The 26,150-nt window shown below is 63.1% G+C and carries 23 protein-coding genes and 1 tRNA gene; 13 read left to right on the forward strand and 11 right to left on the reverse strand.

All coding sequences use genetic code 11. From position 1 onward, the window contains the following. Nucleotides 1–80: 80 nt before the first annotated feature. Nucleotides 81–1,460 carry a PLP-dependent aminotransferase family protein gene (locus KDB76_RS02870; RefSeq protein WP_023662682.1) on the reverse strand — a complete coding sequence of 460 codons (1,380 nt, stop codon included), beginning with the start codon at nt 1,458–1,460 and terminating at the stop codon, nt 81–83. Nucleotides 1,461–1,659: 199 nt separating this feature from the next. On the opposite strand from KDB76_RS02870, the gene KDB76_RS02875 reads away from it, so the two are divergent. From KDB76_RS02875 to KDB76_RS02915, 9 genes are all read left to right on the forward strand, one after another. Next, nucleotides 1,660–2,445: a TSUP family transporter gene (locus KDB76_RS02875; protein ID WP_031325527.1), complete on the forward strand. Its 786-nt coding sequence runs from the start codon at nt 1,660–1,662 to the stop codon at nt 2,443–2,445. Nucleotides 2,446–2,466: 21 nt separating this feature from the next. After that, nucleotides 2,467–3,228, forward strand: a complete 762-nt coding sequence (locus KDB76_RS02880; RefSeq protein WP_013970647.1) for an SDR family NAD(P)-dependent oxidoreductase — start codon at nt 2,467–2,469, stop codon at nt 3,226–3,228. Nucleotides 3,229–3,500: 272 nt separating this feature from the next. Continuing rightward, complete coding sequence (gene fdnG, locus KDB76_RS02885; RefSeq protein ID WP_143133120.1) at nt 3,501–6,569, forward strand: formate dehydrogenase-N subunit alpha; 3,069 nt, start codon at nt 3,501–3,503, stop codon at nt 6,567–6,569. Further along, on the forward strand, nt 6,569–7,519 hold the full coding sequence (gene fdxH / locus KDB76_RS02890) for a formate dehydrogenase subunit beta (RefSeq protein WP_013970650.1): 951 nt from the start codon (nt 6,569–6,571) through the stop codon (nt 7,517–7,519). Before fdnG ends, fdxH begins: the two co-directional genes overlap by 1 nt. Next, nucleotides 7,516–8,172, forward strand: a complete 657-nt coding sequence (locus KDB76_RS02895; protein ID WP_013970651.1) for a formate dehydrogenase subunit gamma — start codon at nt 7,516–7,518, stop codon at nt 8,170–8,172. Before fdxH ends, KDB76_RS02895 begins: the two co-directional genes overlap by 4 nt. 4 nt (nt 8,173–8,176) lie before the next feature. Further along, entirely contained in the window at nt 8,177–9,097 is a 921-nt protein-coding gene (fdhE, locus tag KDB76_RS02900) for a formate dehydrogenase accessory protein FdhE (RefSeq protein WP_038408601.1), read from the forward strand. A gap of 158 nt (nt 9,098–9,255) precedes the next feature. Then, a complete protein-coding gene (selA, locus tag KDB76_RS02905) occupies nt 9,256–10,683 on the forward strand; it encodes an L-seryl-tRNA(Sec) selenium transferase (protein WP_013970653.1) in 1,428 nt (475 codons plus the stop codon). Further along, nucleotides 10,680–12,602, forward strand: coding sequence for a selenocysteine-specific translation elongation factor (gene selB, locus KDB76_RS02910; protein ID WP_013970654.1), 1,923 nt, complete (start codon nt 10,680–10,682; stop codon nt 12,600–12,602). The genes selA and selB overlap by 4 nt, the downstream gene beginning before the upstream one ends. Before the next feature lie 6 nt (nt 12,603–12,608). Then, nucleotides 12,609–12,704, forward strand: a tRNA-Sec gene (locus KDB76_RS02915). 126 nt (nt 12,705–12,830) lie between these two features. On the opposite strand, the gene KDB76_RS02920 is transcribed toward KDB76_RS02915, so the two are convergent. Together KDB76_RS02920 and KDB76_RS02925 are read right to left on the reverse strand one after the other, a co-directional pair. After that, nucleotides 12,831–13,820: an asparaginase gene (locus tag KDB76_RS02920; RefSeq protein WP_024086175.1), complete on the reverse strand. Its 990-nt coding sequence runs from the start codon at nt 13,818–13,820 to the stop codon at nt 12,831–12,833. A gap of 71 nt (nt 13,821–13,891) precedes the next feature. Next, a complete protein-coding gene (locus KDB76_RS02925) occupies nt 13,892–15,334 on the reverse strand; it encodes an alanine/glycine:cation symporter family protein (protein WP_013970656.1) in 1,443 nt (480 codons plus the stop codon). 178 nt (nt 15,335–15,512) lie between these two features. Here KDB76_RS02925 and KDB76_RS02930 point away from each other — a divergent pair, with 178 nt between their 5' ends. Beyond that, the gene (locus KDB76_RS02930) at nt 15,513–16,322 is read left to right on the forward strand and encodes a helix-turn-helix transcriptional regulator (RefSeq protein WP_024086176.1); all 810 of its coding nucleotides are present in this window, start codon (nt 15,513–15,515) and stop codon (nt 16,320–16,322) included. A gap of 8 nt (nt 16,323–16,330) precedes the next feature. Here the strand turns inward: KDB76_RS02930 and KDB76_RS02935 are convergent, their stop codons facing one another. Then, the gene (locus KDB76_RS02935; protein ID WP_013970658.1) at nt 16,331–17,125 is read right to left on the reverse strand and encodes a TSUP family transporter; all 795 of its coding nucleotides are present in this window, start codon (nt 17,123–17,125) and stop codon (nt 16,331–16,333) included. A gap of 17 nt (nt 17,126–17,142) precedes the next feature. After that, on the reverse strand, nt 17,143–18,183 hold the full coding sequence (locus KDB76_RS02940) for a hypothetical protein (RefSeq protein WP_013970659.1): 1,041 nt from the start codon (nt 18,181–18,183) through the stop codon (nt 17,143–17,145). 264 nt (nt 18,184–18,447) lie between these two features. Here KDB76_RS02940 and KDB76_RS02945 point away from each other — a divergent pair, with 264 nt between their 5' ends. Both KDB76_RS02945 and KDB76_RS02950 read left to right on the forward strand, forming a co-directional pair. Beyond that, a complete protein-coding gene (locus KDB76_RS02945) occupies nt 18,448–19,332 on the forward strand; it encodes a sugar nucleotide-binding protein (RefSeq protein ID WP_024086179.1) in 885 nt (294 codons plus the stop codon). Beyond that, on the forward strand, nt 19,325–20,257 hold the full coding sequence (locus tag KDB76_RS02950) for an NAD-dependent epimerase/dehydratase family protein (RefSeq protein WP_013970661.1): 933 nt from the start codon (nt 19,325–19,327) through the stop codon (nt 20,255–20,257). The genes KDB76_RS02945 and KDB76_RS02950 overlap by 8 nt, the downstream gene beginning before the upstream one ends. 130 nt (nt 20,258–20,387) lie before the next feature. Here KDB76_RS02950 and KDB76_RS02955 read toward each other — a convergent pair whose 3' ends face one another. Then, a complete protein-coding gene (locus KDB76_RS02955) occupies nt 20,388–20,831 on the reverse strand; it encodes a helix-turn-helix domain-containing protein (RefSeq protein WP_013970662.1) in 444 nt (147 codons plus the stop codon). Nucleotides 20,832–20,933: 102 nt separating this feature from the next. Here KDB76_RS02955 and KDB76_RS02960 point away from each other — a divergent pair, with 102 nt between their 5' ends. Further along, nucleotides 20,934–22,139 carry an MFS transporter gene (locus KDB76_RS02960; protein WP_038408604.1) on the forward strand — a complete coding sequence of 402 codons (1,206 nt, stop codon included), beginning with the start codon at nt 20,934–20,936 and terminating at the stop codon, nt 22,137–22,139. On the opposite strand, the gene KDB76_RS02965 is transcribed toward KDB76_RS02960, so the two are convergent. From KDB76_RS02965 to KDB76_RS02985, 5 genes are all read right to left on the reverse strand, one after another. Beyond that, nucleotides 22,127–22,810, reverse strand: a complete 684-nt coding sequence (locus KDB76_RS02965; RefSeq protein ID WP_013970664.1) for an OmpW family outer membrane protein — start codon at nt 22,808–22,810, stop codon at nt 22,127–22,129. The genes KDB76_RS02960 and KDB76_RS02965 overlap by 13 nt on opposite strands. A gap of 109 nt (nt 22,811–22,919) precedes the next feature. Continuing rightward, nucleotides 22,920–23,414 (reverse strand): DUF3299 domain-containing protein, encoded by a 495-nt coding sequence (locus KDB76_RS02970; protein ID WP_038408606.1) that lies wholly within the window; start codon nt 23,412–23,414, stop codon nt 22,920–22,922. Nucleotides 23,415–23,564: 150 nt separating this feature from the next. Then, the gene (locus KDB76_RS02975) at nt 23,565–24,830 is read right to left on the reverse strand and encodes an ABC transporter permease (protein ID WP_013970666.1); all 1,266 of its coding nucleotides are present in this window, start codon (nt 24,828–24,830) and stop codon (nt 23,565–23,567) included. Beyond that, on the reverse strand, nt 24,830–25,540 hold the full coding sequence (locus KDB76_RS02980) for an ABC transporter ATP-binding protein (protein WP_013970667.1): 711 nt from the start codon (nt 25,538–25,540) through the stop codon (nt 24,830–24,832). The genes KDB76_RS02975 and KDB76_RS02980 overlap by 1 nt, the downstream gene beginning before the upstream one ends. Further along, complete coding sequence (locus KDB76_RS02985) at nt 25,541–26,113, reverse strand: DUF2796 domain-containing protein (protein ID WP_013970668.1); 573 nt, start codon at nt 26,111–26,113, stop codon at nt 25,541–25,543. Nucleotides 26,114–26,150: the final 37 nt, after the last annotated feature.

The raw sequence follows: 26,150 nt of genomic DNA on the forward strand, positions 1-26,150 counted from the left end.
GGCGGTGCCGCATACCTTTTTGTGGGCGGGTTTGCCCGAGAATGAATTGGTACCGACTGCCACTCCAGTAGCGAGCCTGATCAATAGAACAACCGCGGCTCCGGCGAGTCCAGCAAGCTGACCAGCTTGGTCAGGGCAAAGCCCAACTCCTGACGGCTGGGGGCCATCAAGGCGATGCGCACGCCGCAGCTGGCGTGGCTGCGCTCTGGCAGGAACTGGCTGCCACTGACTACAGTGACGCCGTTGCTACGCGCCAGGTTGGCGAATTCGTCGCTGGTCCACGGCTCGGGCAACTCCAGCCAGATGTGGAAGCTGTTGGGCTGGCTGCGGATCTTGTACTTGCCAAGGATCTCCTGGGCCATTTGCTGGCGCGCGGCCGCCTCTTCCTGTTGTTCTCGCACCAACTGGTCGGCCATGCCGCTGTTGATCAGGTTGCTGGCCAGTTGTGCCATCAACGGCGATGGCATCCAGACGCTGCTGCGTACCATCGACGATAGCCGCGAGAGGGTTTGCGGTGGGGCGTACAGGTAACCGATACGCAGCGCCGGCAGCACACTTTTGGACAGGCTGGTGAGATACACCGAACGTTCTGGCGCATACGCCGCCAGTGGCTGGTAATCCGGTGCGGGTTCAAGGAAGCCGTAGATATCGTCATCGACGATGAACAGGTCGAACTCGCGGGCGATCTCTGCGATGGCCTGGCGCCGTGCGTGGGGCATGATCGAGTTGGTGGGATTCTGGTGGGTGGTGACACACACCAACAGGGAAGGGCGATGCTCCAGGCAGGCCGCGCGCAATGCCTCGGGAATAAGGCCATGCTCGTCCATGGCCACGCCACGCAGGCGGCGGCCCATGCTGTGGGCCAGGGAGATGATGCCTGGGTAGCAGAACGATTCGCACAGCACCACATCGTCGCTCTTCGACAGGCTGCTGATGGCCACCAATAGTCCATGCTGCGCGCCAGAGGTCAGTACAACCTGTTGCCAGCGCGCATCAGGCAGCCAGCGCCGAATCCAGTCTGCACCTGCTTGTTTGTGGGAGGTGTGACCACCTTCTGTCACATAGTCGAGTACCTGTCCCAGGTCCGCAGAGGTGGCCAGCTCGCTGATCGCCGTACCCAGCCAACTCATGTGGGCGTCGTTGGGTTTGATGATCGAGAGATCGATCTGGCTGCTTCCGCCAGTAACTGGTGTAGGCACCGACGGGGCGGATAACCGCTGTCGCAACTGCCTGACAAATGTGCCACGGCCTACCTCTCCAACCACCAGGCCGCGCTTGGCGGCTTCGTCGTAGGCTCTTCCAACGGTGCCGGGGGTTACATTCAGTGCCTCGGCAAGGTCTTTGAGGGTGGGCAAACGATCGCCTGCTGCAAGCCGACCACTTTCGATGTCCTGTTCAAGGGCATTAGCGATCATCAGATAAACCGGCTGGGTTTGATCGCCGTATTGAGGGACCCACATGGAAATGGCACCAGATTCTGCAATTGCGCGCAGCCTAACATGAAAGCCAGGATGCGGGTAATGATGGTAATCTTCGCCATTGAGTCGATTTAATTCGATATTGCATCGATTCAATTTTCGTAATTACAATCATCGCGCTGATTGGGACATGCACACTTGCGTTGTGCTTGGCAGGACACTCCACTGGATGGACTTCGCTATGGAAATTCTGGGCGCTTTCTGGGCGGAACACTGGTTGCTGGCGGTGCTCATGCTTGGGGCTATCGCTTTCGTTGCCGGCTTCGTAGACAGCATTGCCGGTGGCGGCGGGTTGTTCCTGGTGCCGGGCTTTCTGCTGGTCGGCATGCCACCGCAGGTTGCCCTCGGCCAGGAAAAACTGGTCAGTACCCTTGGCACACTGGCAGCCATTCGCAACTTCCTGGCCAACAGCAAGATGGTCTGGCAGGTGGCGCTGGTCGGCGTGCCATTCTCGTTGCTCGGTGCCTACCTGGGAGCGCACCTGATCGTCTCGATCTCCCAGGAGGCTGTGGGCAAGATCATCCTGGCGCTGATCCCCTTCGGCATCCTCATCTTCCTCACCCCCAAGGACCGCTTGGTCGAGGAGCGCGAACTGTCATCGCGCATGGTCTTCACCGTGGTGCCGCTGACCTGCCTGGCCATCGGCTTCTACGACGGCTTCTTCGGCCCGGGTACCGGCAGCATGTTCATCATCGCGTTCCACTACCTGCTGCGCATGGACCTGGTCTCCAGCTCGGCCAATTCAAAAACCTTCAACTTCGCATCCAACATCGGCGCTTTGGTGGCCTTCGTCATTGCCGGCAAGGTCGTCTACCTGCTGGCGGTGCCGCTGGTGGCCTGCAACATCCTCGGTAACCACCTTGGCAGTGCACTGGCCCTGCGCAAGGGCAACGAAGTGGTGCGCAAGGCGCTGGTGTTCTCGATGCTCTGCCTGTTCACCAGCCTGGGCGTTAAGTATCTGGCCTGACCCTTCCATAGGAGACAACTGATGAAAACTGCATTCGTAACCGGCGCCTCCTCGGGCTTTGGCCGCGCCATCTGCCGTACCTTGATCGGCAAAGGCTACCGCGTGATCGGTGGCGCCCGGCGCATGGACAAGCTGCAAGCGCTGGCCGCCGAGCTAGGCGTCAATTTCATTCCGCTGGCGCTGGATGTCACCGACCCGGTGTCGCTCGAGAAGGTGGTCGAGCAGATTAGTGATGCGTCACTGCAGGTCGACCTGCTGGTCAATAATGCCGGGCTGGCGCTGGGCGTGGACCGTGCCCAGGCCAGTAGTGCGGAAAACTGGCAGCGGATGATCGACACCAACATCACTGGCCTGGCCATGGTCACCCACAAGATCCTGCCGCAGATGGTGGAAGCTGACAGCGGCATGATCATCAATATCGGCTCGATCGCCGGCACCTATCCCTACCCGGGCGGTAACGTGTATGGCGCCAGCAAGGCCTTCGTTCGCCACTTCAGCCTCAACCTGCGCGCCGATCTGGCGGGCACCCGCGTTCGAGTGAGCAACATCGAGCCTGGGCTGTGCTCGGGGACCGATTTCTCGGTGGTGCGCCTGAACGGCGATCTGGATGCCGTGCAGGCGCTGTATCGGGACGTGGAGGCCATCCTGCCCGAGGACATCGCGGCCACGGTGGCCTGGATTGCCGAGCAGCCGGCGCATGTGAACATCAATACCATCGAGATCATGCCGGTGGCCCAGAGCAGTGCGGCGCTGAACGTGGTGCGCAACCTGCCGGCTTGCTGATCGGCCGGTGGTGGATGGCACCGGTGTTGCCGGTGTTCGCGTGCACGCCCGCTCCCACAGGAATGGCGCCCTGCTTCGGGCATGTGCAGTAACTGTGGGAGCGGGTTCACCCGCGAATCAGGCAACACAGCGCCTTCAGCTGACCCATGTCATCGCACCTTCTCGATTCTTGGCTAGTCTTAACTGTTGGCGGCCATCAATTGGCCGCCACCGTGACTACCAAGAGGCGCCGGCCATGTTCCGTGCGTCCACCACCTGATCAGGAGTGCACGATGGACCTGAACCGTCGGCAGTTCTTCAAGGTCGCCGCCGTCGGCCTTGGAGGCTCGAGCCTTGCGGCGTTGGGCATGGCCCCGACACCAGCATTTGCCGAGCAGGTGCGTCACTTCAAGCTGGCGCATACCAAGGAAACCCGTAACACCTGCCCTTACTGCTCGGTCGGCTGCGGCCTGATCATGTACAGCCAGGGCGATGCGGGCAAGAACGTCAAACAGAACATCATCCATATCGAAGGTGACGCCGACCACCCGGTCAACCGCGGCACCCTCTGCCCGAAAGGCGCTGGCCTGCTGGACTTCATCCACAGCCCGAGCCGCCTGCAGTACCCCGAGGTACGCAAGCCGGGCAGCAAGGAGTGGGTGCGGGTCAGCTGGGACGAGGCGCTCGATCGCGTCGCCGACCTGATGAAGCAAGACCGCGACGCCAACTTCATCGAAAAGAACGCCCAGGGGCAAACGGTCAACCGCTGGCTCACCACCGGTTTTCTTGCTGCTTCCGCCGCCTCCAGCGAGGCCGGCTACCTGACCCACAAGGTCATCCGCGCAACAGGCATGCTGGGGTTCGATAACCAGGCTCGTGTCTGACATGGCCCGACGGTGGCAAGTCTTGCCCCGACGTACGGCCGTGGCGCCATGACCAACCACTGGTCCGATATCGCCAATGCGAATCTGGTCCTGGTGATGGGTGGCAACGCAGCAGAAGCGCATCCGTGCGGCTTCAAGTGGGTGACCGAGGCCAAGGCGCACAACAAGGCGCGGCTGATCGTGGTCGACCCGCGGTTTACCCGTACCGCTTCGGTGGCCGACTACTACGCACCGATTCGTACCGGTACCGACATCGCCTTCATGGGCGGGTTGATCAATTACTTGCTGAGCAATGACAAGATCCAGCACGAGTACGTGCGCAACTACACCGATGTGTCGTTCATCGTCAAAGAGAACTATGGCTTCGAGGATGGCCTGTTCAGCGGGTACGACGAGGCCAAGCGCGTGTATTCCGACAAGTCCGGCTGGGGTTACGAGCTGGGTGCAGACGGCTTTGCCAAGGTTGACCCGACGCTGCAGCACCCGCGCTGCGTGTTCCAGCTGATGAAGCAGCACTACAGCCGCTATACACCGGAACTGGCAAGCATGACCTGTGGCATGCCGCAGGACGCCATGTTGAAGATCTGGGAAGAGATCGCCACCTGCTCGGTACCGGGCAAGACCATGACGATCCTCTACGCGCTGGGCTGGACGCAGCACTCGATCGGTGCGCAGATCATCCGCAGTGCGGCCATGGTGCAGTTGCTGCTGGGTAACGTCGGCATGCCAGGTGGCGGGGTCAACGCCTTGCGCGGGCACTCCAACATCCAGGGCCTGACCGACCTCGGCCTGCTGTCCAACTCGTTGCCGGGTTACTTGACCCTTGCCGGCGATGCCGAGCAGGACTATGCCGCCTATATCGACAAGCGCGCCTCCAAGCCACTGCGTCCTGGCCAACTGTCGTACTGGCAGAACTACGGCAAGTTCCATGTCAGCCTGATGAAGGCGTGGTACGGCGCCAATGCCACGGCGGAGAACAACTGGGGCTACGACTGGCTGCCCAAGCTCGATGTGCCGGCCTACGACGTGCTGCGCATGTTCGAGATGATGGGCCAGGGCAAGGTAAACGGCTACATGTGCCAAGGTTTCAACCCGATTGCCGCGCTGCCGGACAAGAACCGTGTCACTGCCGCCCTGAGCAAACTCAAGTGGCTGGTGATCATGGACCCGCTGGCCACCGAGACCTCGGAGTTCTGGCGCAACGCCGGGCCGTTCAACGATGTCGACACGGCCAACATCCAGACCGAAGTGATCCGCCTGCCCACTACCTGCTTTGCCGAGGAAGACGGCTCGCTGGTCAACAGCAGCCGCTGGCTGCAGTGGCACTGGAAGGGCGCCGACGGCCCGGGCGAGACCCGCACCGACGTTCACATCATGAGCGAGCTGTTCCTGCGCCTGCGCCGACGCTACCAGGCCGAAGGCGGCGCCTATCCTGACGCGCTGATGAACATCAACTGGCCATACAAGGTCCCTGAAGAGCCATCCCCGGAGGAGCTGGCCAAGGAAATGAACGGCTGGGCGGTGACGGACGTCACCGATCCGACTGGCGCAGTGCTCAAGGCCGGCCAGCAACTGGCGGGCTTTGGCCAGCTCAAGGACGACGGCAGCACTGCGTCCGGTTGCTGGATCTTCGCCGGCAGCTGGACCGAGCAGGGTAACCAGATGGCTCGCCGTGACAACAGCGACCCGTACGGCATGCACCAGGTGCAGAACTGGGCCTGGGCCTGGCCGGCCAACCGCCGCATCCTCTACAACCGTGCTTCCAGCGACCCGCAAGGCAAGCCGTGGGACCCGGAGAAGAAGCGCCTGGTGTGGTGGAACGGCAAGGCCTGGACCGGGACCGATGTGCCCGACTTCAAGGTCGACTCGCCGCCCGAGGCGGGGATGAACCCGTTCATCATGAACCCCGAAGGCGTGGCGCGGTTCTTTGCCATCGACAAGATGGCCGAAGGCCCGTTCCCCGAGCACTACGAGCCGTTCGAGACGCCGATTGGCATCAACCCGCTGCACCCGCAGAACAAGAAGGCCACCAGCAACCCGGCCGGGCGGGTGTTCGACTCGGTGTGGGACACCCTCGGCAAGCACGAAGAGTTCCCGTACGCGGCGACCACGTACAGGCTGACCGAGCACTTCCACTTCTGGAGCAAGCATTGCCGGCTCAACGCCATTGCCCAGCCCGAGCAGTTCGTCGAAATCGGCGAGGTGCTGGCCAACGAGAAAGGTATCAAGGCCGGTGACCGGGTGCGGGTATCGAGCAAGCGCGGGCATATCGATGCGGTGGCGGTAGTGACCAAGCGGATTCGCCCGCTCCAGGTCAACAACCAGACCGTGCACCAGATCGGCATCCCGCTGCACTGGGGCTTCACCGGGGCTACGCGGCATGGCTACCTGACCAACACCCTGGTGCCTTTCCTGGGTGACGGCAATACCCAGACGCCAGAGTCCAAGTCGTTCCTCGTCAAAGTGGAGAAACTCTGATGGCCAGCCAAGACATCATCGCCCGCTCGGCCACCACCACCGTACCGCCTTCGGTACGCCAGCAGCAGGAAGTCGCCAAGCTGATCGACACCACCAAATGCATCGGCTGCAAGGCTTGCCAGGTGGCGTGTTCGGAGTGGAACGAACTGCGTGACGAGGTCGGCCACAACCACGGCACCTACGACAACCCCCAGGACCTCACTGCCGAGACCTGGACCCTGATGCGCTTTACCGAGCACGAGCGCGACGACGGCAACCTGGAGTGGCTGATTCGCAAGGATGGCTGCATGCACTGCGCCGAGCCAGGTTGCCTGAAGGCGTGCCCGAGCCCTGGGGCGATCATCAAGCACGCCAACGGCATCGTCGACTTCAACCAGGACCACTGCATCGGTTGTGGGTACTGCATCACCGGTTGCCCGTTCAATATCCCGCGTATTTCGCAGAAGGACCACAAGGCGTACAAGTGCACCCTGTGTTCCGACCGCGTGACCGTGGGCCTGGAGCCGGCCTGCGTGAAAACCTGCCCGACCGGGGCGATCGTGTTCGGCACCAAGGATGAGATGAAGGTGCATGCTGCCGAGCGCATCGTCGACCTGCAGTCGCGGGGCTACGACAAGGCTGGGCTTTACGACCCGGACGGCGTCGGTGGCACCCACGTGATGTATGTGCTGCACCATGCCGACACGCCGAAGCTGTACGCCGGCCTGCCGGACCAGCCGGTGATCAGTCCGCTGGTGGGGCTGTGGAAGGGCATTACCAAGCCGCTGGCGCTGCTGGCCATGGGGGCTGCGGTGCTGGCCGGGTTCTTCCACTATGTGCGGGTAGGGCCACAGCGGGTGGAGGAGGACGAACACCCGACACCCGCGGATGAAAGCGTGCACCAGGTGGACCCGTCGGTCCATGTCTATGATCCGACCAAGCCCGGTGGGCAAGGGGAGCAGCGACCATGAACGACAACAAACCCATCCTGCGCTACAACGCCAACGAGCGCAGTAACCACTGGGTCGTCGCGATCCTGTTCATCCTGGCTGGCCTGTCGGGGCTGGCGCTGTTCCATCCGGCGCTGTTCTGGCTCAGCAATCTGTTCGGCGGTGGCCCGTGGACACGCATCCTGCACCCCTTCCTCGGGGTGGCGATGTTCGTGTTCTTCCTCGGCCTGGTGCTGCGTTTCTGGCGCGCCAATTTCATCACTGCCAATGACCGACTGTGGCTGCGCCGGGTGGACCGGGTGATGCTCAACAAGGAGGAGGGTGTGCCACCGATCGGCAAGTACAACGCCGGGCAGAAGCTGTTGTTCTGGACCCTGCTGGTGTGCATGCTGGTTCTGCTGGTCAGCGGTGTGGTGATCTGGCGCGCATACTTCAGCCATTTGTTCGGCATCGAGGTTATTCGCCTGTCTGCGCTGCTCCACGCCCTGGCGGCGTTCGTGCTGATCCTCAGCATCATCGTGCACATCTACGCCGGTATCTGGATCAAGGGCTCGATCGGCGCCATGCTGCATGGCTGGGTCAGCCGCGCCTGGGCGCGCAAGCACCATGAGTTGTGGTACCGCGAAGTGACTGGTGACAAGACGCCGGGCAATCACGGACGAAAAGAAGGATGAGCGCTTGAGCACGATACTCGAACCCGGGCAGATCGAAGCGTCGGCAGTGATGCCGCCGTTTCTGCACCTGCCCCCCGCCAACCTGTTCGAACTGCGCGCCGCGCGCCTGGAGCAGCTGGCCGAGGGCAATGCCCTTGGCGAATACCTGAAGCTGGTGGCTTGTTTGTGCCGTATCCAGCAGCAGCTTGTGGATAACCCACCCGCTGGCATGCCGGTGGCAGAGGAGCGTCAGCGCCTGTGCATAAGTCATGGTTTGCCGCCACTGGCGGCGGACAGCCTGGTGCGTGAAGGGCCGTGGCTGGTCTGGTTGCAGGCCTTGCTCAAGCACTTCAATGCGCAGACCAGCGGTCCATTAGGGGAGGCGCTGCAAGTCCTGCGCAGCAGTGATGACTGTCAACGCAAGGGTTGGGGCATCGCCTTGCTCGCCGGCCAGTACGACGCAGTGCCCGCAGCACTGGTGCCGTTCATCGGGGCGGCCTTGCAGGCGGCCTGGTCCAGCTGGTTGCTGGCGCTGCCCGCACCAGAGCTCAAGCCCGCCGACAGCCTGGCCCAGTGCCCGGCCTGCGGTTCGCCGGCGATGGCCGGGGTGGTGCGCAACCGCGGCAAGCACAATGGCCTGCGCTACCTGGCTTGTTCGCTGTGTGCCTGCGAATGGCATGTGGTGCGGGTCAAATGCGTGTACTGCGAGTCGAGCAAGGACCTGCGCTATACCAGCCTTGACGATGACCGACATGCGCCGGGCAAGGCGCCGCTACGGGCGGAGTGCTGCCCGGAGTGCGAGAGCTACCTGAAGCAGAACTACCTGGAAAACGATGCGGCGGCCGAGCCGCTGGCCGATGACCTGGCCAGCCTGGCACTGGACATTCGCCTGGACGAGGAGGGCTTCCATCGGTTGGCACCGAACCTGATGCTCGCACCCGGGTAATGGAGAGTGTCTACACTGTAAGACCGAGTCGCTTCTTCGCGGGTAAACCCGCTCCCACAGGGCCCGCGCAGCTTTTTAGGCTTGCGCGGCCTTTGTAGGAGCGGGTTTACCCGCGAAGAGGCCAGTACAAACAACGGATCAGTCCAAGGTAGTACCGCATGTCCTCCAGCCTAGCCAGCGACACCCCACGCCTGCCCTCCATCGACACCCTTTTGCGCCACCCAGCCTGCCTCCCGCTGATCGACCGCCACGGTCGCGACGCGGTCCTGGCCACCCTGCGGCAACTGCTCGACGACCTGCGCGACCCCGCCCGCACCGGCCAGCTCAGCACCGCCGAACTGGCCGCTGAAGTCCTGTTGGGCCGCACTGGCGAACGCTTGGCCACCCAGCAACGCAGCCAGGTCCGCCGAGTGTTCAACCTCACCGGCACCGTGTTGCACACCAACCTCGGCCGCGCCCTGTTGCCAGAGGAGGCCATCGAGGCCATGCAGACCGCCGCCCGCTACCCGCTCAACCTGGAGTTCGACCTGGCCACCGGCAAGCGCGGCGACCGTGACGACCTGATCGAGGGCCTGATCCGCGAGCTGACAGGCGCCGAAGCCGTCACCGTGGTCAACAACAACGCCGCCGCCGTGCTGCTGGCGCTCAACAGCCTGGGTGCGCGCAAGGAGGGGATCATCTCCCGCGGTGAGCTGATCGAGATCGGCGGTGCCTTCCGCATCCCCGACATCATGGCCCGCGCCGGCGTGAAGCTGCACGAAGTCGGCACCACCAACCGCACTCACGCCCGTGACTACGAGGCCGCCATCAGCCCGCGTACGGGCCTGCTGATGCGGGTGCATTGCAGCAACTACAGCATTCAGGGCTTCACTACCCAGGTGCCCACCGCCGAGCTGGCGCGTATCGCCCACCAACATGACTTGCCGTTGCTTGAAGACCTTGGCAGCGGCAGCCTGCTTGACCTTACCCGCTGGGGCCTGCCCGCCGAGCCTACTGTGCGTCAGGCCCTGGCTGACGGCGCCGATATCGTCACCTTCAGCGGCGACAAACTGCTTGGCGGGCCGCAAGCCGGAATCATCGTCGGGCGCAAGGAGCTGATCGCCAGAATCAAGAAGAACCCGCTCAAGCGCGCGCTGCGGGTCGACAAGATCACCCTTGCCGCACTCGAAGCGGTGCTGGCGTTGTACCGAAACCCCGACCGCCTGGCCGAGCGCCTGCCCAGCCTGCGCCTGCTGACCCGCAGCCAGGCAGAAATCCAGGCCCAGGCCGAGCGCCTGGCCCCTGAAATCAAAGCTCGCCTCGGCGAGCAATGGGCGGTCAGTGTGGAGCCGGCGTTGGGCATGATTGGCAGTGGCAGCCAACCGGTGGCCCGCCTGCCAAGCGCGGCATTGTGCCTGCGCCCGCAGGTGTCGAAGAAGTTGCGCGGGCGCAGCCTGCATGTAGTGGAGCGCGCCTTGCGCGGTCTGCCCGTGCCAGTGCTCGGCCGAATCGACGATGACGCCCTGTGGCTGGACCTGCGCCAACTGGATGACGAGGCCCAGTGGCTGGCTCAGTTGCCCGCCCTGCAATTGGGGCCGGTACAGTGATCGTTGGTACCGCCGGCCACATCGACCACGGCAAGACCGCACTGCTCCAGGCCCTGACCGGCCAGGCCGGTGACCAGCGCCAGGAGGAGCGCGCCCGTGGCATGACCATCGACCTTGGCTATCGCTATGCGGCGTTGACCGAGGGCGCAGCGCTGACCGGCTTCATCGACGTGCCCGGTCACGAGCGCTTTATCCACAACATGCTGGCCGGCGCCCATGGCATCGATCTGGTACTGCTGGTAGTGGCGGCCGACGACGGGGTAATGCCTCAAACCCGTGAGCACCTGGCGATCATCGAGTTGCTGGGCATCCCACAAGCCCTGGTGGCGATCAGCAAATGCGACCGTGTAGAGCCGGCCCGCCTGGCCGAAGTGCAGGCACAGGTCAGCGAACTTCTGGCGCCGGGCCCATATGCCGGTGCGCGGCAGTTTCCGTTGTCCAGTGTGACCGGTGAAGGTATCGATGCCTTGCGCCAGGCCTTGCTGGCCGCGCAACAGCGCGTGTGCCAGCGCAGCGTGCGCGGCGGTTTCCGCCTGGCCGTCGACCGCGCCTTTGCCGTTACCGGTGCGGGTGTGGTGGTCACGGGCACGGCGCTGGCCGGGCGGGTCAGTGCCGGTGACACCTTGTTACTGGGCAAGGCCGGCAAACCGGTGCGGGTGCGTGGCCTGCATGCGCAGAACCAGGCCGCACTGGTGGCCGAAGCGGGCCAGCGGGTGGCACTGAACATTGCTGCCGAACGCCTGGCGGTGGAGCAGGTGCGCCGGGGGGACTGGCTGGTGCCCGAGTGGCTGCATGCGCCTAGCGTGCGGGTGGATATCGAGCTGAACCTGTTGCCGGGCGAGACCCGTACCTTCGAGCATTTCAGCGCTGTGCACGTGCACCTGGGCACCCAGGATGTAACGGCCCGGGTAGCCTTGCTCGAGGGTGAAACCTTGGTGGCAGGCCAGCGCATGTTCGCCCAGTTGCTGCTCAACGCGCCGCTGCAGGCGGTGCACGGCGACCGCTTGGTGCTGCGCGATCAGCGTGCCCAGCGCACACTGGGGGGCGGCAAGGTACTCGATCCGTTCGCGCCAAGCCGTCAGCGTCGCAGTGATGAGCGCCTGCGCCAATTGCAGGTGCTGCGTGATGCCGAGGACCTGGAGCAGGCCTTGCCGGCACTGCTTGCCAGCGCACCCGGGGGTATCGACCCGCAACGTCTGGAACGGCAGTTCAATCGCCTGCGCGAAACCTGGCAGTTGCCGGAAGATGTGCTGGTGGTGGCCACGCGGCAGGGCCAACTGCTGTTTGCCAGTGCCCGGTGGCAGTCGCTCAAGCGCCAGGTGCTGGAGCAGCTGGCGCGGTTCCATGAACAGGAGCCCGACCAGCTCGGCCCGGACCGCGACCGCCTGCGCCGCTTTGCTGCCTTGCCGCTGGAGCGGCCCGCTTTTGTCAGCCTGCTGGATGAGTTGCTCGAAGACGGCGCCATTGCCAGCAGCGGGCCTTGGCTGCACCTGCCCGATCACAAGGTGCAGTTGAGCGAAGCCGACAGTGCATTATGGGCGAGTCTGCAACCGAAGTTGCTGGCGGGGCAATACGATCCGCCCTGGGTCCGGACGCTGGCGAGCGAGGAAAATTGTGCCGAAGCCGATGTGCGCCTGTTGCTGCGCAAGCTGGCCCGGTTGGGCCTGGTGCACCAGGTGGTGCGCGACCTGTTCTACCCCGAGGCGACGCTACAGCGCATGGCAGAGCTGCTGCTGGGGCAGGCCAGTGAAACGCCGATAGTGCAGGTTGCCGCGTTTCGCGATATGTTGGGCATCGGTCGCAAGCGCAGTGTGCAGATTCTGGAGTACTTCGACCGCATCGGCCTGACCCGGAGGGTGGCCGATCAGCGTCACATTCGCGCCGACAGCGCCCTGGCCCAGCAGCAGGCCAGGCACTGAGTTCAAGGAAGGCAATCGCGCCCGGTGGCGCGGCCGGGCTTCAAACCCGGTTGGGGACGGCAGCCGTTCCCGGGCAGGTTCGACTCCCGCTGCCTTCCGCCATTTTCTTTTGCCTGTCAGGGCCTATTCGCGGGTGAACCCGCTCCCACAGGTACCGTACAAGTCTCTGGAACTGTGACGCCCCTGTAGGAGCGGGTTTACCCGCGAAGAGGCCAGAGCAGGTAACAGTCAGGCCCGCTCGCCACACAGATCCAGGGCAAACCACCGCTCTGCCGTTTCGACATCCAGCCCGGCCCCCAGCAACGCAACCATCTTGGCCAGCGCCGCCTCCCGGGTCATGCCCCCGCCACTGACCAGCCCGGCCCCGCGCAAGCGGTTACCCGCCGCATAGGTATCGAACACCACCGACCCCTCAGGGCACTGGCTGATAGCTGCCAGCATCACACCCCGCTGGCGTGCCGTGCTCAGCACATCCAGCAACGCCTGGTCATCCGACGGCCCGGTTCCGCTGCCGTAGCATTCCAGCAGCAAACCCTGCACGCCGCTGCCCAGCAGTGCCTGCAAATGCCCGGCCTGCAGGCCCGGGAACACCGGCACTACCGCCAGGTTGACTGGCTGGCGCGGGTGCTTGTAGCCAAGCTCGGCAGGGATCGCCGTTGCGCGCTCACTGTCACGATGACGCGGCAGCGCGGCAAAGGCATCGAACGCCTCGCTGCGCAGCTTCGACGCCCGGCAGCCATGCAGCAGCTGCCCATGGAAGTACAGCTGCACGCCATCTTCCAGCCCTTGTTCGAACTGGCGCAGTGCGCCGCACAAGTTGCCCCAGGCGTCGCTGTCCGCGCTACCTGCCGGCAGCATCGAGCCGGTCAGCAGCACTGGCACCGGCAGGCCCAGCAGCAGGAACGACAACGCCGCGGCGCTGTAGGCCAGGCTGTCGGTACCATGCAGTACGAGCACGCCATCATGGCCAGCCACCTCTACCGCTGCGACGATTGCATCGCGCATCGCCAGCCAGTTGTGCTGTTGCATGTTGGCGCTGTCGAGCAGCGGGTTCAGTTCCTGCAAGGTCCATTGCACCTGGGGGGCGTCGGCCAACTGGGCAAAGTGTTCGCGCATGCGTGCTTCGAAGCCACCGGCGGGCGCCAGGCCTTCGGGGGTTTCGAGCATGCCGATGGTGCCCCCGGTATAGAGCACGAGGAGATTCTTTACTGCTCGCATGGGAAGTATCCGTAGCGGTGAGCGGAAGAAGGTAAGCCGCCCACGGACGGGGCGGCTGGCAGGGGAGAATATCAGCGTTGAGTCTGGACTTCGCCGACTGCTTTGTCAGTGGCTGTTTCCGCCTGCGGATTGGCAGGCCAGGCATTGCGATCCAGGTCCAGGTCGGCAAACTTGGCCGAGTCGAACACCGGTTGGTCGACGCCCGCCTTGCGCTGGTCGTCGTAGTCGCGCATCACCCGCAGGCCGACCTTGAACAGCAGGGCCAGGGCCACCAGGTTGACGAAGGCCAGGCAGGTCATGGTGATATCGGCAAAGGCGAACACAGTCGACAGGTCCTGCAACGAGCCCCATACAACCAGCGCCAGTACCAGGCCACGGAATACCATCAGTACCACACGATTGCGGCTGAGGAATTGCAGGCTGTTCTCGCCCAGGTAGTAGTTGTAGAGGATGCAGGTGAACACGAACAGCGACAGTGCCACGCTGACGAACACGCGGCCCCAGTCACCAACCACGGCGGCCAGCGAGTTCTGGGTCAGGACGATGCCGTCACCTTCGAAGCCCGGGGTGTAGAAACCCGACAACAGGATCAGCAGCGCGGTGCAGGTGCAGATCACGAAGGTGTCGAGGAACACGCTGAATGCCTGGACAACGCCCTGCGCACCCGGGTGTTTCACGGCGGCCACGGCTGCGACGTTTGGCGCACTGCCCAGGCCCGCTTCGTTGGCGAACACACCACGCTTCACGCCCATGACGATGGCGCTGCCGAGCAGGCCGCCGAACGCCGGGTCGAGGCCGAAGGCACTCTTGAAGATGGTTTCCAGCATGGCTGGCACGTGCTCGATCTGGGTGCCGATCACGTACAGGGTCACGCCGATGTACGCCAGGGTCTTGACCGGTACCAGCAGGTCCGACACCGCGGCGATGCGCTTGATGCCGCCGATGAAGGTGATGGCCAGCAGCACGGCGAGGACGATGCCGGTGTGCTTGGGGTCGAAGGCGAAGGCGTTCTGCAGCGAGTGAGTCACGGTGTACGACTGCAGGCCGATGAAGGCGAAGCCGTAAGTGACCAGCAGCAGGACCGAGAACACGATGGCCATGCTTTTCAGCTTCAGGCCGTGCTGGATGTAGTACGCCGGGCCACCACGGTACAGGCCGTCGCCATCGGCGCGCTTGTAGACCTGGGCCAGGGTGCATTCGAAGAAGCTGCTGGACATACCCACCAGTGCGGTGACCCACATCCAGAACACGGCGCCTGGGCCACCCAGGGTCACGGCAATGCCGACACCGGCGATGTTACCGGCACCAACGCGGCCAGCCAGGCTCAGCATCAGGGCCTGGAAGGAGCTCAGCTGGCCTGCCTGGCCACGCAGCGATTCCTTGAACACACCGAACATGTGGCCGAAGTGGCGGAACTGGACGAACCGGGAGCGGATAGTGAAGTAGCTACCCAGCCCTACGATCAGCACAATGAGAAGTTTCCCCGAGAGGAAATCGTTGAGTACTTCGAGCATTGGAAAATGACCTCGATTCTTATTGTTCGTGTGGAAAGATCAGCGGACGGCAGGCGCACCGCTATTCGTGGGGCGCATGGTTGGCTATGACAAGAGCGGTTACAATTTCGCGGGTTGCTCTGATTTGGTGCAACTTGATGCTACAATTGCGCCATTCGCGTCACCTGAGTCCCGAGTCATGAGCGATCATTTCGCTACCAACCTCAAACTGGCCTGCAGCCACTACCGCTCTATCTCCGAAGTTTGCCGCCAGCTGTCGATCAACCGCGCGCAGTTCAACAAGTACCTGAGTGGGCAAAGCCGCCCGACGGCCTACAACCTCAAGCGCATCGGCGATTTCTTCGGGGTAGAAGATTACGAATTGCATTTGCCACCCGAGCAGTTCAGCCGCCTGATCGGTGCCCGCGTGTCGACCCCGGCCGAGCAGCCTGGCGACCCGATCAGTGATCTGTTCCGCCCGTTGCACGCCCATGCGGGGAACCTGTCGCGCTATTGCGGTTACTACCTGGAATATTCCAACTGCATGTCGGTTCCGGGTACGGTCCTGGTGTCATTGGTGCACCTGTGGGAGGAGCGCGGGCAGTTCCTTTTCGAACGCCAGGAACGCCAGGAGCGTTCCAGCGCCACCAACCCCCATGCCGGGGTGCGTTGTCGCTATCTGGGAGCGGCGTTCCAGCTGCAGGACCGGATGTTCCTGGTCGATTACGAGTCGCTGACGTTCAACGAGATGAGCCAGACTATCCTCATCCCCAGTTTCAAAAGCCGCATTACCCGCCTCAACGGCCTGAAGGCCGGCGTATCCAGCGGAGACCGGCGCAACCCGGCCTGCACTCGGGTTGTGTGGGACTACCTGGGAGAGGAGATCAATCGCATTAATGTCTACCGGCAGGTAAAACTGTACCAGCCGGATGATCCACGCATAGATGACGATGTGCGTGAGCGCCTTAGCGTGGGGCCGTTGCGTAACAGTCTGTTCGAAATCGAGTGATGCTTTTTTCAGAGAACAAGTTGATGTAACCACTCGCCAACAGGGTTGCCTGGGTCGAGCAGCAACTTGATTGCCATGATGCAGCAAACACATACCAGCAACGGCTTGATCAGACGGGGGCCAAAGTGTACTGCGCAGCGTGCGCCCAGTTGAGCCCCCACAAAAGCAGCGAATGCCATTGCCAGTGCCAGCGGCCAGATGATCGCCCCGCTCAGTGAAAAGACTGACAACGCGCCCAGGTTACAGGCTGCGTTCAAAAGCTTGCTTGTGCACACGGCTTGTATCAAGTGCTGGCCCAAGAGGATCACGCAGGCCAGCATGAAGAACGAGCCGACGCCAGGGCCGAAGATCCCGTCATAAAAGCCAATGATTGGTGCAACCGTAATGCAGAACAGGCTGGTCGATATCTTTGCCTTGCGCGCTTGTTCATTCGGCTTTGGACTGAAGGCAAAGTAGGCGGCTATCAGGATCAGCAGAGGTGGAACGCACGCCTGCAGAACGCTTTTGGGCACGTAAGTTATCGACAAGGCACCCAACGCCCCTCCGATAAACGACATGACAGCCATTGGACTGCCTTGTCTCCAGTCGATCATGCCTTTGCGGGCGAAGGCGCACGTAGCCGAAACCGTAGCCGAAGCCGCCTGGAACTTGTTGGTGGCAATTGCCGCCAAGGGTTCGATACCGGCAATGAACAACACCGGGAGCGTGATCAGGCCCCCGCCACCGGCGATAGCATCGAAAAAGCCGGCCATCAGTGCCACCAGTGCTAGGGTCAGAACAAGCGTTAAATCTAATTCGATCATTGCGTGTTTTCCTATGATCAGCCACGCACCAGCAGCGGGTCTTCAGCGAGCACCAGCGGTTCGGCGAAGGGGGAATATCCGAATTGACGGATAAGCAGGCGCCGGTTGTCCTGAACCATGTCGCGGCCGTGCAAGGCTCGGCTGTTGTTGATCAGCAGTGCGGTGTCAGGCTGCAGGACAAACGCCAACGGTTGTGTGGTATCCAGTATTTTTTGAAAGGAGTCGAAAGCGCGCGCAGCAGCGCTGCAGGCGCGTTCATTCAGACTGAAGCGATAGCAATTGTAACGAACAGAGAAACCACCATTTGGCTCGAATTGCAGTATTGAAACTGCTTTGCCTGCATTGCCTTGTCCGTGACCGAAGCAGTCACTGCGGGTGAAGTCGAAAGACGCTGAAGTCAGTGCAAGTGTGCCCATGCTACCCAAGCGTTCAATGATTCCCCGGAGCGGGAAGACATGCGTAGGTTCATTGGCGGGGTTCCAGCGCGCAGTCAGAATCAGTGCAGAGGGAGCAGGGGAGTGAGCGTTGCTGGAAATTGTCGAGCAGTTGTAGGGCGCTTCAGTGTGCGGCCCCAAGCGCAAGCCCGCATGCGAGCTGGTTTCAACTTTCAGGCAGGGATCTTCGTCGAGTCGCGGAATGCGGCCACCGCCCTTGAAGTTGCCTACCAGGCGAACCTGCTTACCCTCGTTATCTATATCGAAGGCGAAACTGCGGTGGCGCACGAGCTCCAGCAGTAGTTGATTGCGTGAGGCAAGGTATTGGCAGCGTGGGTTTTGCGCCAGGGCGGAAATGTGGGGCAGATATTCTGGTATTGGCTCGTCGGCACAAGGCATATGCCTGTACATCAAGGCAGATAGCTGGCCTTCACTGAAGCGTTGTAGCAACCCACGCTGTTCCACGCTCAAGGCTTGCTCGAATTGATCGGCGAATATACGAGCCTGAAGTGCTACTCCTTTGGCCTCTGGGCCACCCAGGTCAGCAATTGTCTGGCTTGCAAAGGCTATGGCTTTGCTTTGCTCCGGGCTGAAATCCAGGTATGCAGCTTCCGAGTGAGGCATTGAACGTTCCTTGTACTTGTTTTTGTGAAGCTCCCCGGCTGGCAAGTGGGGGAGTCAACTATTCAATGCGGTTGTGCTGTTGCGCGGAAGTCAGCTCGTTCCTGGTATGTCGTAGGAGATTTCTGCGTGTTGCGGTATTGAACGGTGGAACTTTGAATTCAGTACCGCCTGTGGCATCGAACGGGTCCGGTGTTGGACTTCCCCGCCCGGAAACCGCAAAATGACCCCTTTCCTTCAATCAACCTCTCCGGATCTGCTGACTCTATGCGTATGCGCCTAATGCTGTTGGGTGGTGGCAATGCCCTCGGGCAAGCGCTGATTCGTCTTGGGGCCGAGGAGGACATCGCATTCCTGGCTCCGCGCCCGCCCGAGAACGGCTGGACGCCGGCCAGCCTCACCCAGCTGCTCGACGATCATCGTCCCGATGCACTGGTCAACCTGGCCTATTACTTCGACTGGTTCCAGGCCGAGTCGGTCAGTGAGCAGCGCCTGGCCCAGCAGGAGCGGGCTGTGGAGCGGTTGGCAGAGCTGTGCCAGCACCACCAGATCACCCTGGTTCAGCCATCCAGCTACCGGGTGTTCGATGGTTCTCGGGCCACGGCCTACAGCGAAAAGGACGAGCCGGTACCGCTGGGCCTGCGTGGCCAGGCCCTGTGGCGCATCGAGCAGAGCGTTCGCGCGGCTTGCCCGCAACACGTGCTGTTGCGCTTTGGTTGGCTGCTCGACGAAAGCATCGACGGGGCGTTGGGCCGCTTCCTGACCCGCGCCGAGCAACCCCAGGAGCTGCTGCTGGCCGATGACCGGCGTGGCAACCCTACGCCAGTCGACGACGCCGCCCGGGTGATCCTGTCGGTGCTCAAACAACTCGATTGCAGTGCGCCGCTGTGGGGCACCTACCATTACGCCGGCAACGAGGCGACCACGCCGCTGGCGCTGGGCCAGGCGATCCTCGCCGAGGCAGGCCAGTACCGGCAGCTGGCCGTGCAGGCGCCGACGCCGCAGGCACATGCCGCACGGCCGGATGCCAGCGAAGAGCCGCAGCACGCGGTACTGGCCTGCAAGAAAATCCTTCATACCTTCGGCATCAAGCCGCGCGCCTGGCGCGCCGGCTTGCCGCCTCTACTGGACCGGTTCTACCGCCATGGCTGACGCCCCCATCCTGATCACCGGCGGTGCCGGCTTTATTGGCTCCCACCTGTGCGATGCGTTGTTGGAGAAAGGCTACGCCGTACGCATTCTCGACGATTTCTCCACTGGCCAGCGGGGCAACCTGCAGGTTGACCACCCTCGGCTGGAACTGGTTGAAGGCGATGTCGCCGATGCCAAGCTGGTCACGCAGGTTACGGCTGGCTGCAGTGCCGTGGTGCACCTGGCAGCGGTGGCCTCGGTGCAGGCCTCGGTCGAGGACCCGGTGCGGACCCACCAGAGCAATTTCATCGGTACCCTCAACGTGTGCGAAGCCATGCGCGTGCATGGGCTGCGCCGGGTGCTGTTCGCCTCCAGTGCGGCGGTGTATGGCAACAATGGTGAAGGCGAGTCGATTGCCGAAGACACCCCCAAGGCGCCGCTGACCCCGTATGCCGTGGACAAGCTGGCCAGTGAGCAGTACCTGGACTTCTACCGTCGTCAGCATGGCCTGGAGCCGGTGGTGTTCCGCTTCTTCAATATCTTCGGGCCGCGCCAGGACCCGTCATCGCCGTATTCCGGGGTGATCAGCATCTTCTCCCAACGTGCTGTGCAGGGTTTGCCGATTACCGTGTTCGGTGATGGTGAGCAGACCCGGGACTTCCTTTACGTGGGCGACCTGGTGCAGGTGATGGTGCAGGCGCTGGAGCAGCCGCAGGTCGAGGAGGGAGCGGTGAATATCGGCCTCAACCAGGCCACTTCGCTCAACCAGTTGCTGGCAGCGCTTGAGAAGGTGGTGGGTAGCTTGCCGGCGGTCAGCTATGTGGCGGCACGTTCGGGTGACATTCGCCATTCGCGGGCGGATAACCAGCGCTTGTTGGCGCGGTTCGAGTTTCCGCAGGCGACGCCGATGGTCGAGGGCTTGTCGCGGCTTCTGGGTAAGGGCTGAAATTCTTGGTGGCGCTTTGCGCCCCTATCGCGACACAAGGCCGCTCCTACAGCTACCGCGCAACCTCGGCCTGGCGCGATCGCTGTAGGAGCGGCCTTGTGTCGCGATGGGCTGCGCAGCAGCCCCAGAATCACTCATGCCGCACCACTTTTCGCAGGCAATCCCCTGCCGCCAGCACCCGCCCATCCCGGGCCCGCACCTGCAGTGTTTCCAGCGCCTGCCCCGTATCACTATCCACCAACTCCGAACGCACCTCGCCCGCCTCGAACAGAAACCGCTCCCCCCACTGCCTCAAGCCAACCACCACCGGGAACACCGATCGCCCTTTCTCGGTCAGCACATACTCCTTGTAGGCACTGCCATCCGACGCCGGCTGCAGCGTCAGCAGCCCACTCTCCACCAGCCACTTCAGCCGTGAGGCGAGGATGTTCTTCGCCAGCCCCAGGTTCTTCTGGAATTCACTGAAGCGCCGCAGCCCATCGAATGCGTCGCGCAGGATCATCAGCGCCCAGCGGTCTCCCAGTACCTCCAGCGCCCGGGCTACGGGGCATTGCGCATTGTTTTCATCGAGCATGGACGGGGCCTTTCGTGATCATCTGGTTGCAGATTAAAACCACATTTGCTAAATAGCCAGTATGTGGTTTCAATTCGAAACCAGATTGACGAGACCAGCCCGATGAACCCTGCACTGACACGCTGGATAACCCTGCTGCTGGCCATTACCAGCGCCATGGCTGTGGCGACAGTGTATTTCGCCCAGCCTCTGCTCGAGTCGATGGCCGCTGACCTTGGCGTGGCGCAGCAGCAGATCGGTTGGGTAGTTGGCGCGACCCAGGCGGGCTACGCCCTGGGGTTGTTGCTGATCGTGCCGTTGGGTGACCTGATCGACCGCAAGCGCCTGCTGCTCGGGCAGTTGCTGTTCTCGGCCCTGGCGCTGGTTGGGGTAGGCATGGCGCCCAACTGGGCGCTATTGCTGCTGGCCCTGGCTATCACCGGGCTGATGGCGGTCATGGTGCAAGTGATGGTGGCGCATGCTGCGAGCCTTGCCGCCCCCGGCCAGCAAGGGCAGGCCGTGGGCACCGTCACCAGCGGCATAGTGCTGGGCATTCTGCTGGCGCGGCTGGTCTCGGGCGGGCTTGCCGACCTGGCTGGCTGGCGCAGCGTGTACCTGTTTACCGCAGGGTTGTTGATGCTGCTGGCCCTGGTGCTGTGGCGCAGCCTGCCCGTGGGGCAACCGGTGTCGCTGCGGTCTGGCTACCGGGCGCTGATCGTTGCCCAGTTCAGGCTGTACCGGCACGACCGGCTGCTGCGCCAGCGCGGGTTGTTCGGCGTGTTGATCTTCGCTGCGTTCAGCGTGCTCTGGAGTGCCATGGTCATGCCCCTGAGTGCCGAGCCACTGGAGCTGAGCCATACCGCGATCGGTCTATTCGGCCTGGCGGGTGTTGCCGGCACATTGGCGGCAGCGCGCGCCGGTCGCCTGGCCGACCAGGGGCTGGGTGAGCGCACCACTGGGGTAGCGCTGATTCTGCTGGTGCTGTCATGGCTGCTCACGGCCTTCGTCGGGCATTCACTGATGGCCTTCGGGTTGGGCGTGCTGATGCTGGACTTTGCCGTGCAGGCGGTGCATGTCACCAACCAGAGCCTGCTGCTGGCTGGGCGTGGCGCAATGGCCAGCCGTTTGATCGGCGCCTACATGTGCTGCTATTCGCTTGGCAGTGGAGTGGGGGCAGTGCTGGCGAGCTGGGTGTATGCCCATTGGGGTTGGGCAGCGGTGTGTGGGCTCGGGATGGGCATCAGCGCGGTCGCGCTGGGGTACTGGTTATGGCTGCAACGCGCGAGGGCGGCCGAAGCCGCCCTGCAGTGTTCAGGTCAGAACTTGTAGCCAAGGCCGACCATGTACACCCATGGGTCGACATCGACGTCGACTTTGGTCTTGCTGTAGCCCAGTGCGGACGGGCCGTCGACGCTGGCCTTGGTGTCGATGTCGACGTACCAGACCGCGGCGTTGACCAGCAGGTTGTCGGTGATCATGTAGTCCATGCCCAGCTGGCCGGCGAAACCGACCGAGTCCTGCAGCTTCAGGTTGCTGAAGCCTTGCTGCTTGCGGGCGCTGCTGAGGTCTTCATCGAAGAACAGGGTGTAGTTGATGCCGACACCAGCGTACGGCTGGAACTTGGAGGTCGGTTCCATCGGGTAGTACTGCAGCGACAGGGTCGGTGGCAGCTGCTTGATGTCGGCCAGCTTGCCGTCCAGGCCGCCGCCCAGGCCCTTGACGCCAACGGTATGCTTGAACGGGGTGGCCGCCAGCAGCTCCAGGCCGACATGGTCGGTGAGCATATAGGCGAAGGTCAGGCCCAGCTGGGTGTCGCTGTCCAGGGTTGCCTTGGTGCCCGAGACTTTGTTGCCGTCGAATTTCAGGTCGCCGCTGCTCTCGTTGGGCGCGGTGGTGATCGCGCCGGCACGGACGATGACATCGCCTGCCTGGTGGGCGTTGGCAACAGGGGTAGCGAGCGCCAGGGCCGCGAGGGCGGCGCTGAGCAAGGACTTGTTCATGGAAGCTCCCAGAGGACGTGAGTAATCGAGTAGTCCAATGGTACGGATGCGTCTGAACGGAAAGTTTGACCCAGCTCAACGAAGCATCGCCACAAATTCGAAATAGTTCTCATCTCAGCTCATAAGCGTATATTTTCTCGGCTTCCATCTGGTAGCCGGCATCGGCCAGTTCGCTGCTGGAGGCTCTAACCTGAAGCTTTCCCTCGATCCAGTAGGGCTGGTAGAGGTCTTCAATGCGAACGCCCATTTCACTGAAGATGTGCACAATCTGGTTCGACGGTGGCGGTGGCACGTGGATGCACGCGCCGTAGTAGGGGACCAGCAGGAATTCGGTGGTGCGGCCTTCTTCGCTCACCTCCAGCGGTACGATGTAGCCGGGCAGTTTGATCTGCTGGCCGTCGAGGCTTTTTACCACTGGTGCATCGGGGGCCTGCTGGCGCGCCGGCGGGGCGGACTCGGCGGACAGGGCGTTGCTGAGCTGCGACATGTCGTGCAACGGCGCGAGTTGGGGCGGGATGACCGGGGCGCCTTCGGGGATGAGGGCGGGCCAGTCAAGTTCGCGGGGTTCCGAGGCCCAGGTGGGCGATGCCAGCGAAAGCAGCATGACCAGTAGTAGTTGTACTGCCTGTACTGGCCTCTTCGCGGGTGAACCCGCTCCCACAGGTCCTGCATAGGCTTTGAAGCTTGTGGTGGACCTTGTGGGAGCGGGTTCACCCGCGAAGAAGGCAGTGAGGTATTGGATCATTGCACGCCCTCAGAGGTGAATGGACAAGCCGTCGGCCAGCGACTGCCGATAGGCCCGCCACGCCGGTACGCTGCCCATCAACAGCGCAGCTCCCAGGATGATAGCCAGCAACGTCCATTCATGAGCACTCGGCATGGCCAGCGGCAAGTACAAACCATAGTTGGCCTGCACATACCCTTGTGCCAGGGCGATTCCCGCATACAGCAAGCCAAGCCCTGCAGCGATCCCTACCGCCGCCAGCGACAGTGCCTCCAGCACCAGCAGCCCTGCGATATGCCACGGCCTGGCACCAACCGAGCGCAATATCGCCATCTCCCTGCGGCGTTCATTGAGGCTGGTGAGAATCGCCGTAAGCATGCCGATCAGGCCGGTCAGCACCACGAACAGCGACACCACGAACAACGCCTGCTCCGCGGTGCCCATCAGGCTCCACAGCTCCTGCAGGGCTACCCCGGGCAGGATCGCCAGCAACGGCTCGCTGCGGTATTCATTGATCTCCCGCTGCAGGCTGAATGTCGCGATCTTGCTGTTCAGGCCGAGCATGAACGCAGTGATGGCGGCAGGCTGCAGGTCCATGGTCCGTGCCTGCTCGGCGCTGATACGCCCGGCGCCACGGGCCGGCACACCGTTGTGCCAGTCGATGTGGATGGCTTCCATGCCGCCCAGGCTGATATGCAGCGTGCGGTCGACCGGTGTGCCGGTGCGCTTGAGCACTCCGACTACGGTGAACGGCTTGTCGTCGTGCTTGACCAGGCTGATCGCGGCCACGCCGTGGGCAAGCACCAGCTTGTCGCCCAGCTTGTAGTGCAATGCCTCGGCCACTTCGGCACCCAGCACCACCTCGAACGGATCATCGGCAAACGCGCGGCCATGGCTCAATTCCAGGTGCTGGCGGCGGCCGTACTGGTAATGGCTGAAGTAATCACCGGTAGTGCCCATCACTCGATAACCACGGTGCGAGTCGCCCAGCGAGATAGGGATGGCCCATTCCACCCGCGGGTCCTTGGCGTAGTGCTCATAGCTGTCCCAACGGATGTTGTTGGTGGCGTTGCCGATGCGGAACACCGAGTACAACAGCAGGTTCACCGAGCCGGAGCGGGCGCCGACGATCAGGTCGGTACCGCTTATGGTGCTGGCGAAGCTGGCCCGGGCCTCGGTACGGACCCGCTCCACGGCCAGCAGCAGGCACACCGACAGGGCGATGGCGAAGGCGGTGAGGAATGCGGTGAAGCGGCGGTTGGCCAGGCTGGCCAAGGCAAGGCGGAGCAGGTACATCAGGCCTCCCGGGACTTGGCGGCGCGGTTGAGTTCGGCCAGCGACAGGTGGCGGTCGAACAGCGGCGCCAGGCTCTGGTCGTGGCTGACGAACAGCAGGCTGGCACCGGCGGCGCGGCATTCATCGAACAGCAGGCGGATGAACGCTTCGCGGGTGTCGGCATCCAGCGCCGAGGTCGGTTCGTCGGCGATCACCAGTTCGGGTTGGCCGATCAGTGCGCGGGCGGCAGCGACCCGTTGCTGCTGGCCGATCGACAGGCTGTCGGCGCGGCGGGCGAGCAGGGCGGGGTCGTCCAGGCCCAGGTGGGCCAGCAAGGTGCTGGCTGCCTGGTCGACACTGCCATGGCGTTGCTCGGCGCGGGCCTTGCGGCTGCGCGAGAAGCGGCAGGGCAGCTCGACATTTTCGCGTACCGAGAGGAACGGCAGCAGGTTGAACTGCTGGAAGATATAACCGGTGTGGTCGACCCGGAAGCGGTCACGGGCGCCTTGGCCCAGGCGCCCGAGGTCCTGGCCGAGCAACTGGATGCGGCCCTGGCCTGGTACGTTCACCCCGCCCAGCAGGCCCAGCAATGTGGTCTTGCCACTGCCACTGGGGCCCTTGAGAAACAGGGCTTCGCCAGCCTCCAGGCGGAATGCCGGAATATCCAGCAGCGCCGGCTGGCCGGGCCAGGCAAACACCAGGTCATGCAGTTCGATCAACGGCTGGCGCATTCAGAACGCGACCGCAGCCTTGGCTGGCGTGGCTTCCGCGCCTTTCTGGCCATTGGGGCCGATCAGTTGAACGGTGATTTTCTGGGTAGCCGGGAACGCCTTGAACAGCGGAGCGAGGTCCACCTGCGCCAGTTTGTCGGGGTCGGCGCAAGTCAGCTGGTAATGGGCGCCGATGTCGCTGTGCTGGTGGCTGTGCTCGTGGTCGTCACCATCGTCGTCGGCTTTCGGGGCATCACCGAACAGCGGGCTTTCCAGTTCCTGCTGGTCTTCCTTGCAACCGGCAGCGGCGGGCAGGCCGAACAGCTTCAGTGGCTGCTCCAGCTGCTGGCGCACCGCCGCGACCTTGGCCTTGTCGGCGTCGCTGTTGGCGGCGTGTTCGAAGCCGACCAGGTTCATTGCCGGGCTGTCCAGCTCCAGCTCCAGGGTGTTGCCATCGAGCACGGCATTGAGCTTGGCCACGCCATGCTCGTGGGCGCCGAGGGTGCCGTGGTCGTGATCATGGTCATCATCGTGGGCTTGGGCCACGGCCAGGGGCAGCAGGGCGAAGGGCAAGGCGAGCAACAGGCGACGCATGGACGACTCCGGAGCGGGCGGGAAGATCGGGTTATGT

It is taken from the genome of Pseudomonas sp. JS425 (assembly GCF_018223845.1).
In the GTDB taxonomy this organism is placed as follows: domain Bacteria; phylum Pseudomonadota; class Gammaproteobacteria; order Pseudomonadales; family Pseudomonadaceae; genus Aquipseudomonas; species Aquipseudomonas asiatica.

Bases quoted from the DNA above. Each gene is read 5' to 3' on its own strand.
- KDB76_RS02970 (WP_038408606.1), bottom strand. From the start codon at position 23,414: ATGCTGCTTTCGCTGGCATCGCCCACCTGGGCCTCGGAACCCCGCGAA.
- KDB76_RS02930 (WP_024086176.1), top strand. From the start codon at position 15,513: ATGAGCGATCATTTCGCTACCAACCTCAAACTGGCCTGCAGCCACTAC.
- KDB76_RS02950 (WP_013970661.1), top strand. From the start codon at position 19,325: ATGGCTGACGCCCCCATCCTGATCACCGGCGGTGCCGGCTTTATTGGC.
- KDB76_RS02985 (WP_013970668.1), bottom strand. From the start codon at position 26,113: ATGCGTCGCCTGTTGCTCGCCTTGCCCTTCGCCCTGCTGCCCCTGGCC.
- KDB76_RS02945 (WP_024086179.1), top strand. From the start codon at position 18,448: ATGCGTATGCGCCTAATGCTGTTGGGTGGTGGCAATGCCCTCGGGCAA.
- KDB76_RS02870 (WP_023662682.1), bottom strand. From the start codon at position 1,460: ATGTGGGTCCCTCAATACGGCGATCAAACCCAGCCGGTTTATCTGATG.
- KDB76_RS02965 (WP_013970664.1), bottom strand. From the start codon at position 22,810: ATGAACAAGTCCTTGCTCAGCGCCGCCCTCGCGGCCCTGGCGCTCGCT.
- KDB76_RS02920 (WP_024086175.1), bottom strand. From the start codon at position 13,820: ATGCGAGCAGTAAAGAATCTCCTCGTGCTCTATACCGGGGGCACCATC.
- KDB76_RS02940 (WP_013970659.1), bottom strand. From the start codon at position 18,183: ATGCCTCACTCGGAAGCTGCATACCTGGATTTCAGCCCGGAGCAAAGC.
- KDB76_RS02925 (WP_013970656.1), bottom strand. From the start codon at position 15,334: ATGCTCGAAGTACTCAACGATTTCCTCTCGGGGAAACTTCTCATTGTG.
- KDB76_RS02935 (WP_013970658.1), bottom strand. From the start codon at position 17,125: ATGATCGAATTAGATTTAACGCTTGTTCTGACCCTAGCACTGGTGGCA.
- KDB76_RS02880 (WP_013970647.1), top strand. From the start codon at position 2,467: ATGAAAACTGCATTCGTAACCGGCGCCTCCTCGGGCTTTGGCCGCGCC.
- KDB76_RS02975 (WP_013970666.1), bottom strand. From the start codon at position 24,830: ATGTACCTGCTCCGCCTTGCCTTGGCCAGCCTGGCCAACCGCCGCTTC.
- KDB76_RS02955 (WP_013970662.1), bottom strand. From the start codon at position 20,831: ATGCTCGATGAAAACAATGCGCAATGCCCCGTAGCCCGGGCGCTGGAG.
- KDB76_RS02960 (WP_038408604.1), top strand. From the start codon at position 20,934: ATGAACCCTGCACTGACACGCTGGATAACCCTGCTGCTGGCCATTACC.
- KDB76_RS02895 (WP_013970651.1), top strand. From the start codon at position 7,516: ATGAACGACAACAAACCCATCCTGCGCTACAACGCCAACGAGCGCAGT.
- selA (WP_013970653.1), top strand. From the start codon at position 9,256: ATGTCCTCCAGCCTAGCCAGCGACACCCCACGCCTGCCCTCCATCGAC.
- KDB76_RS02980 (WP_013970667.1), bottom strand. From the start codon at position 25,540: ATGCGCCAGCCGTTGATCGAACTGCATGACCTGGTGTTTGCCTGGCCC.
- KDB76_RS02875 (WP_031325527.1), top strand. From the start codon at position 1,660: ATGGAAATTCTGGGCGCTTTCTGGGCGGAACACTGGTTGCTGGCGGTG.
- fdxH (WP_013970650.1), top strand. From the start codon at position 6,569: ATGGCCAGCCAAGACATCATCGCCCGCTCGGCCACCACCACCGTACCG.